We start from the raw sequence: 8,278 nt of genomic DNA on the forward strand, positions 1-8,278 counted from the left end.
TTAACTTGAATGCAGGAGTATATAAGTCAGCAGATGGCAACCATCGTCATCATGTTGATTTTAATAAACTCAATAATAATCCTACCAATATTCAAAGACTTCCAGCAGAGGAACACTTAGCATTACACAGGGAACATCTTGAATTCACTTTGCATCGTCCTGATGTCAAAGAAAAAAGTCGTCAAGCTCATACAACTGATGAATTTCGGGCGAAGATGAAGGAACGAATGCAGGAACCTGAGACACGAGAAATTTTGTCACAACAAGCTAAAGCGCAGTGGGAAGTTGATGAATATAAAGCTTTTATGGCTCAGAAATGGCGCGAATTTTATGATAGCAATGAAGAGTATCGTGAAGAAAATCGCGAACAGTTAATGAAAGCACAGCAGGAATATTGGAGTAAAGCTGAGAACTGTGAAGCTCAAGCTGAACGAGTGCGGGATTATTTTGTGAATAACCCAGAAGCACGGGAGGCAGCTTCTGAAGTAGCAAAACAGCAATGGCAAGATGAAGATTTGTTGGAGTGGCGACGGCAAAAAACTAAGGAACAGTGGACTCCTGAATTTCGTGCCAAGCGTCGCGAAGCATTAAATAAAACTTACTATCGCAAGACTCTTGAGGCGTTGCATAAGGTTTACCAGAGTTCTCGTTTCATAGATTTGGATTTGTATGATATTTATCGTCGTCGCGAGAAGGATAAGTCGATGTTGAAGTTTGAGACTTTCTGCAATCGCTATTTTGGAGGAGACGAATTTTTAGCGCGGGATGCTATTCGTAACTATAATCATCGGGTTGTTTCTATTGAACCTCTGGAAGAGCGACGGGATGTTTACGACATTGAAGTTCCTAATACTCACAACTTTGCCTTAGCTAGTGGAGTTTTTGTTCATAATAGTGCCAAACAAGGTCGCGATCGCCGTTTCCAAGCGATATTACCGTTGCGGGGTAAAATCATCAACATTGAAAAAACGGACGATGCTAGAATCTACAAAAATAATGAAATTCAATCAATGATTACAGCTTTAGGTTTGGGTATCAAAGGTGATGAGTTTGATGTTGCTCAACTACGCTATCATAAAGTAATTATTATGACTGACGCAGACGTTGATGGTGCCCACATTCGCACGTTGTTATTAACATTTTTCTACCGATATAAACGAGCGTTGGTTGATCAGGGTTATGTGTATATTGCTTGCCCTCCTTTGTATAAAGTGGAGCGGGGTAGGAATCATTACTATTGTTATAGCGATCGCGAACTTAACCAACTCGTTCAAAATGAGTTTCCTGCTAATGCCAACTATACTATCCAACGGTTTAAAGGTCTCGGTGAAATGATGCCAGCACAACTTTGGGATACGACAATGAACCCAGAAACTCGGACTTTGAAGCAAGTAGAAATTGAAGATGCTGCGGAGGCGGATCGGATATTTACAGTCTTGATGGGCGATCGGGTTGCTCCTCGGCGCGAGTTTATTGAAACTTATGGACCAAAATTGAATATTACTGATTTGGATATTTAATTAGGTAGAGTGGGCAAATGTTAGTTGATGTTAGATGGTATAACTCAATATTTGCTCACTCTAGAATAAAGTAGGCGATCGCTAAAATAGTACATTTGGCCAGACAAAAGGCTTTTTACCGTAAAAAAATTGGGTCTAAAGTTCTATCCTTTGAGGACAGCTTTTTTATAGATTTTCAGTTGTCAATCTTACTTGACATTTGCTAGGGTAAATATGTAAAGGATAAGTAAGTTAATTAAAAAGATAAATCTATGCCTTGTTCAGTTATTCTAACAGCTATTCCAATTGAATATATAGCGGTACGCAATCATCTAAGTGATTTGCACGAAAAGATACACCCTCAAGGAGCAATTTATGAGAAGGGTCAATTTTCTGGTAAATACAATGAATGGGAAGTAGGTATTGTAGAAACAGGTAAAGGAAATTCATCTGCAGCTATAGAAGCAGAAAGAGCGATCGCCTATTTTAATCCTGATGTGATTCTGTTTGTAGGGGTAGCAGGAGGAATTAAAGATGTCAAACTAGGAGATGTGGTAGCAGCTACCAAGGTTTATGGTTATGAATCAGGGAAGGTAGCGCAGGTATTTAAACCTAGACCGGATGTAGGTCTTTCAAGCTATAATATGATCCAACGGGCAAAAAGTGAAGCTAAAAAAACAGACTGGTTAGCTAGACTTTCTGATTCAGCAAACCCTACAGTATTTGTTGCTCCTATTGCAGCCGGAGAAAAGGTGGTTGCGAATAAAGAGTCGGATTTATTTAATTTTCTTCAAAATAATTATGGTGATGCTTTAGCAGTGGAAATGGAAGGACGTGGTATTTTACAAGCTGCTCATGCTAATCAACAAGTTTCAGCATTAATTATTCGAGGGATTTCTGATTTAATTGATGGTAAGAGTAAAGCCGATGCTAGTGGCCATCAAGAAATAGCGGCTCATCATGCTAGTGCTTTTGCGTTTGAGGTATTGGGCAAACTCAAACCAGATACCAATAGCGAAAAGCAAGTAGATAAAAGTTCTACTCAAACAAACACTTACATTGATAGTATACATATTGATCGCTCACCTGTCTCACTAAAAGATGGAAATATTGTTCGGGGTAACGTTAATTAATAAGTAGTTAAGGACTTAATCAAATGAACAACAAACCTACTTCTGACGATCCTAATGTAAACGAACCTCAATCTGAAGACTTTAATTCTGCTCAAACTGAATCAACAGAGGAGGGAGACAACCAATTTGTTGAGGCAATATCAGAAGAAGAGGGTCTCGAATCAGCAGAGAGTGTATTTAATACTGAAGCCGATAAAGCTGAAGACTCTACTTTAGACGAAGAAAAAGAATTTGGCCGACTTCTATTTAAATTATTTTACACAAAAGCAAAAGAAGTTGGAATTGACAGCTTATTCAGTACAACTACTCATTATTCTTATTATTATGACAGTATTCATATTAAAGATAGTCCTGTAGAAATTGAGAATGGAAATTTGGTAAGAGGAGATTTAAATGCTAACACAAAGGGATTTTCAGGAGAAAAAAGGAATAAATCAGTTGATAACCAAGAGAAAAATGAATCTATTGAGTCAGTATTTGATAGACGTGAAGATGTTAAAACACGCAGCTTTATGATTGCTCTGGCAGCACTTAATGGCTGTAACTATCGCACAGTCGATCAAGCTAGTAAAAAATTGCAGTCTATCCTTGAACCTCAAGAAAAATTGGGAACATAAATATGACACCTACCAGTCTAAACACAGGAGTAAACGAGAAAAAACGTAGTGAATGGCTTCAGGAGGTTTCTGCACATTTAGTTGAAAGTTACGAAGTTACTGAATCTGGGAAAAATCCCATAAAGAGAGTTTTCTTTGAAGAGCAAGAAGCTCCGCTGTCTATTCTATCCCATGTTTGGGATGAGTATGATACTTATGCAGAAGCCACACTTCACTGGTTATATGAGCTAGCAGAAGGGCAAAATTTTGAAGTGCGCTTGAAAGTAGCAGAAACTGTAGGGCAGTTAGCAACCTATGAGTTTCTTCCTGTACTTAGAAAGATACTTTCACCTTGGGCAAAATCCGGTAAACCAAGTGTTCAAAGATTAGCAGCTTTAGCTCTTGCTGTAGTCGCATATAACGAACAAGAGCATATCGCCCAGCAAGCTTTAAATCTTGTAGATCACTGGAGTAATTTAAAAACATCGTCCTCTTTGCAATGGACAGCTATTGCTGCATACGGTGGTTACATAGGATTGCTTGTTCCTGAAAAAGCCCTTGATAACTTAAAGATAATTGCCCAATCAGGCAATGGCAAGCTGTTCTCAGATATTGCTAAAGCTGTAGAAAAGTTGTTTAATGCGGGTGTTCAAATTCCCAAACTACATGGTCTTGTGTTAAATACACTTAGAGAATGGGTAGATCAAGGAGAGAATACTTCTGTTTATAGATTAAGTTTGCTTATTTTCAGGGGGTTAATGCGTAAATCATGGATTGTGAAAAATGATATTCGACAACCAACCTTACTTTGGCTGGCAAAAGAAAGCAAGGATTTTGAAGACCCAATAGTATATCTAATGAGGAACGGTCTCAATTTAGGATCGAGAAGAGATTCTATACTGGCTGAAATTCTGAATTGGTTGGAGTTTGTTGATCGACATCCAACTTTATATAAAACTCTTGCAAGAATTATTTTTACACTAGCTGCCAGTTCTGGAAATGAGCGCAAAAGAATGTGCTATTACCTAAAGATATGGTCTATAAATTCTCAAACAGCCATTCAGATTCTAAATTTAATTAATAAACATTTGTAACATAGGAGCGAAAAATGCCGGAAGAAAAGTTGCTTTTTGTAGAAAAGAAATTGAATCGTTGGAAACGTCCTGAACCGCCTCAACCAGGGAGTGCTCTTGTTTTTACTGGTGGTGGACAGCCTTTTGTTGTTTATGAAGGTGAGCAGGGTCTGACACAAGGAGAATTACTGTTTGGGAAATACAGTAAATTCTACGAAGTGGATATGGGCGATCGCCGACTCAATTTCGATGAAAAGTTACCTTGTGCTGATGGTTTAGAGTTTCATGCAGAGGTTAGACTAACTTATGCAGTGAGCGATCCTGTTGTGATTCTGCGGCGTGCCAGAACAGATGCAGATCAGTTTTTAAAAGATATAGCAATTGAAGTGATGCGGCGTACTAGCCGCAGATACACCCACGAGCAGAGTAGAGAAGCTGAAAATGCTATTGTTGATCGAATCGAACATGAGGTTCGTGATAAAGGCTTTAAACCAATAGGTTCTGCTTTTGTCACGCTCTCTTTGGATGAAGAAGTTAAAGCTCGTCTTGTGAACAGGAAATTGAAAGACTATGATTTTGAGGATGAGAAGACTCAGATTTCCAGGAATTTTGAACTAAATGAATTGCAACAAACAGCAGAATTTCGCTTAAAGTTAAACAGGGCAGGAGTTTTTGCAGATTTAATCAAATCTGGTGACTGGCCAACTCTCTTGGCAATGGTCGATCCAAACGATCCAGCAGATCAAAAAATGCTAGATGTAGCATTAAATCAACAAGAAATAGATGGTCAAAGAAAGCAGGAATTTCTTAAGGATTTAAAAGACTTAATTGAAAAAGGCAAATTAGAAGTTTGGCAGCTTCATGAGTTTGCTAAGTTAGGAATAGGTGGACTATCTGAGCAATCACTGGCTTATTTAGAGAGTAAATCGGAATCTAGTGAAACGGAAGATTCTCAGCAGATTCACGATGTTAAGCCATCTATATCTATACCTGATGACATTAGTCGAGACAAAGACGATTAGTCATCAAGTTAGTCAAGTAAATCAATTTCGGTAGAACAGGAATTACGCAAAGACACTATCTGTAGCATTCAAAAGCTATAAAGTTATAGATATGTAGTCTTTAAAACTAAAAAAAAACGCGTAATTCCTGTCGAAAATGTAAACTATTACTTTGTAATATTTATGCGATTTATTTTTCAAAGTTTGTGGGAACCTATACTAACTAAACCCATCCCATTGCAAGTATTAGTGGTGTTTTTGCTTGTAATATTTATTGGTCCGTTTTTCACTCTTCGTTTTCTTCCGTGGGCAACTGTAATAATTTTACAAATAGCTTTATTATTTGCAAAACTTATTGGCTCATCATTATTATTTTTTGACTACCAAATAACTCAAAGAATAAGAAAAAACGAAGGTAAGCCACCAAAAATAGTCTACACACTAGGTTATTTTCTAGGTGATAGTGTTGGACTGGTTGAATCTTTAAAAGGAAAAGCAAAAGACTTATCTAAAGAAATAAAAAGAGTACCTTGTTTGCTTCCTCAAAAAAAGTGGTATGCTTTACCTCTAGTTATTTTACCTATTTGGTTTATAGGTCCCTATATAGGTTTGTCTGGATTAATTAAGAGTAATGTCACAAATTGGTGTTCTCTTGAACACTGGATTATGGCTGGTGAATGGAGACCTTCAGAGCTAACGTGCCATTATCCTAGTTCGTCTCCTAGATGGGATGCTTCCTTAAAAACTAAAGAGTATGAATCAAAGAGAAATATTAAAAAATATACGAAGGAAATAAAAGCTCAACCTAACAGCCAGATATATTATAAGCGGGGAAATGCTTACTTAGATATAGAAAATATTGAAGCTGCTTTTAAGGACTATACTGCAAGTTTGCAAATAGCAAAATATGCACCAGCTTATGTTGGTCGTGGAAATATTTATCAAAAAAAAGGGGATAAAGACGCTGCTTTTAAAGAGTATTCTAATGCAGTTAATATCGACCCCAAATATGCACCAGCCTACGTTGGTCGTGGAGATGTTTATCAAAAAAAAGGAGATAAAGACGCTGCTTTGCAGGAGTATAGAAAAGCTATTCAAATTGATTCTAAAAACGGGCTTGCTTACGCCAGAATAGGAAATCTTTACTATATTAATTTTGGCAATCGCAAAGCTGCTATTAAAGAATTTGATAAAGCAGCAAACATTTTTTTAAATAGTGGTCAAACTGACTCTTACAACGAAGTTATTAGTATATTAGACAAGCTAAAAAAGTATTACTTTTTATTTACAAAAGGTAATAAAACAAGAGTAGCACAATGGTTTTTATACAAAGAAGCTTGTGAGGCGGGAAAACACAGTGGCGTCTATTCTGAAAATGGTGTGGGCGGTTTACTCTATCCTAGTCAGTGCGGTAAGAATAATAGCAATCTTGCTAGGTACAAATTTGTTGACGATAAGGGATATAAGAAGTGCAAGGGAGAAGTTGAAATGGACTATGTTGGTGGTAAAGACAAAATTATGACACGATGGAAGGTTCAAGAAACTGTTCCTGGTTACGAATGCACTACCATAGGTAAAGAGCATGAATTGGAAATGTATCGTGAGGAAAGAAAGTTTGACTAACGAATAGTTGTAGCAGTCACTGTCGAAAAACAAAAATTTGAGCTATCATTCCAATGCAATTCAAGCACATATATGATGAGTGATATACTAGCAGCAAATATTATTCAAACTTTTTAACCCAAAAGGATAAAAATTATGAAAATTGACACTGAAGGAAAAATTACTATCCCTCCAGAAATTCAAAACCTGCTTGAGTTTCGACGTGGAACAGAAGTTGAACTTGAAGTCATAGGAAACACTTTGCAAATTCGCAAACTTCAAAACTCCAACCTAGGAAAAGAAATTATTACTGCTATTCGTGGCAAAGCAACCAACCGTCTGACAACTAATGAAATTATGCAACTAACTCGCGAAGAACTATGAGTGAAATTCTAGTCGATAGTAATGTCATCTTAGATGTTCTCACGGAAGACCCGCAATGGTTTGATTGATCATCGCAAATGCTAACTAACTACGCCAACCAGGGAGATTTGATAATTAATCCCATTATTTACGCCGAAATATCTATTGGATTTAATCAACCAGAGGAAGTTGAAGAAGCTTTACCAGAAGATTTTTTTCGTCGAGACCCATTGCCTTATTCAGCAGCTTTCCTAGCAGGACAAAGCTTTTTAAGATATCGTCAGCGTGGTGGAGAAAGGCGATCGCCACTTCCTGATTTTTATATTGGTGCCCATGCTACTGTAGCAAATATTCCTCTGCTAACCCGCGATGTAAATCGTTATCGTACATACTTCCCAGCTATTCAACTGATTACGCCTAATGGTGTCTAGCTTTTTAGCAGGCGTTGTTTGGTAGAGTTACCAATCTAGTAGGGTGCATTAGCGGAACGAAGTGGAGCGTAACGCACCATTTTTGATGTTGCCTGGTGCGTTACGCTATCGCTAACAGCACCCTACTAAGCTTTGTTGGGTATCAGTATCGTTCTACCCAAACTACTTTATTTTGCAGAAAGTTGTTCCTGCACCCAAGCGCGAAAAGTATTCATAGTTTTATTCCAACCTATAAATGGAGAGCGTTCCAAATATTCAGGAATAGTATCAGTCAAAGGCAAATCAGGAAAATGAATACTAAATTCCGACTCTGCATATTCCCCATTTTCCAACACATAAATTTTCAACTTACCCTTCTCAAACTTCCACAATTCAGGAACACCTAAGTTTTGATAAATATTAGGATGAGTGCGAGAAGTAACGTCAATTTCCAATGCTAAATCTGGAGGCGGATCGACAGTTAAATCTATTCGTTTCTTACCTCGTACTTTTGCCTCATTTTCAATATAAAAACAGTCATCAGGTTCAATACCTTGCTGCATCAATTCATTTTTAAAAGTTGTGGAACCAAGAGGCCAAA

Annotated in this window: 9 protein-coding genes; 8 read left to right on the forward strand and 1 reads right to left on the reverse strand. The window is 37.5% G+C overall.

Going from position 1 to position 8,278, the window contains the following annotated elements:
• The 8 genes from F6K54_RS35000 to F6K54_RS35035 all read left to right on the forward strand — a co-directional run.
• Nucleotides 1–1,520: toprim domain-containing protein (locus F6K54_RS35000; protein ID WP_293088296.1), on the forward strand; the 1,520-nt coding region annotated here is incomplete at its 5' end.
• Nucleotides 1,521–1,771: 251 nt separating this feature from the next.
• Nucleotides 1,772–2,632, forward strand: coding sequence for a 5'-methylthioadenosine/S-adenosylhomocysteine nucleosidase (locus F6K54_RS35005; protein WP_293088297.1), 861 nt, complete (start codon nt 1,772–1,774; stop codon nt 2,630–2,632).
• A gap of 23 nt (nt 2,633–2,655) precedes the next feature.
• Nucleotides 2,656–3,249 carry a hypothetical protein gene (locus tag F6K54_RS35010; protein ID WP_293088299.1) on the forward strand — a complete coding sequence of 198 codons (594 nt, stop codon included), beginning with the start codon at nt 2,656–2,658 and terminating at the stop codon, nt 3,247–3,249.
• Nucleotides 3,250–3,251: 2 nt separating this feature from the next.
• Nucleotides 3,252–4,322, forward strand: coding sequence for a hypothetical protein (locus F6K54_RS35015; RefSeq protein WP_293088300.1), 1,071 nt, complete (start codon nt 3,252–3,254; stop codon nt 4,320–4,322).
• A gap of 14 nt (nt 4,323–4,336) precedes the next feature.
• On the forward strand, nt 4,337–5,323 hold the full coding sequence (locus tag F6K54_RS35020; RefSeq protein ID WP_293088301.1) for an SPFH domain-containing protein: 987 nt from the start codon (nt 4,337–4,339) through the stop codon (nt 5,321–5,323).
• A 162-nt stretch (nt 5,324–5,485) separates the two neighbouring features.
• Nucleotides 5,486–6,925 (forward strand): tetratricopeptide repeat protein, encoded by a 1,440-nt coding sequence (locus F6K54_RS35025; protein ID WP_293088303.1) that lies wholly within the window; start codon nt 5,486–5,488, stop codon nt 6,923–6,925.
• 135 nt (nt 6,926–7,060) lie between these two features.
• Nucleotides 7,061–7,288, forward strand: coding sequence for an AbrB/MazE/SpoVT family DNA-binding domain-containing protein (locus F6K54_RS35030; protein WP_293088305.1), 228 nt, complete (start codon nt 7,061–7,063; stop codon nt 7,286–7,288).
• 77 nt (nt 7,289–7,365) lie between these two features.
• A complete protein-coding gene (locus F6K54_RS35035) occupies nt 7,366–7,698 on the forward strand; it encodes a type II toxin-antitoxin system VapC family toxin (RefSeq protein WP_293088306.1) in 333 nt (110 codons plus the stop codon).
• A gap of 167 nt (nt 7,699–7,865) precedes the next feature.
• Here F6K54_RS35035 and F6K54_RS35040 read toward each other — a convergent pair.
• The coding region (locus F6K54_RS35040; protein ID WP_293088307.1) for a Uma2 family endonuclease at nt 7,866–8,278 on the reverse strand (413 nt) is incomplete at its 5' end.

The sequence above is a fragment of the Okeania sp. SIO3B5 genome (genome assembly GCF_010692555.1).
Classification (GTDB): Bacteria; Cyanobacteriota; Cyanobacteriia; order Cyanobacteriales; family Microcoleaceae; genus Okeania.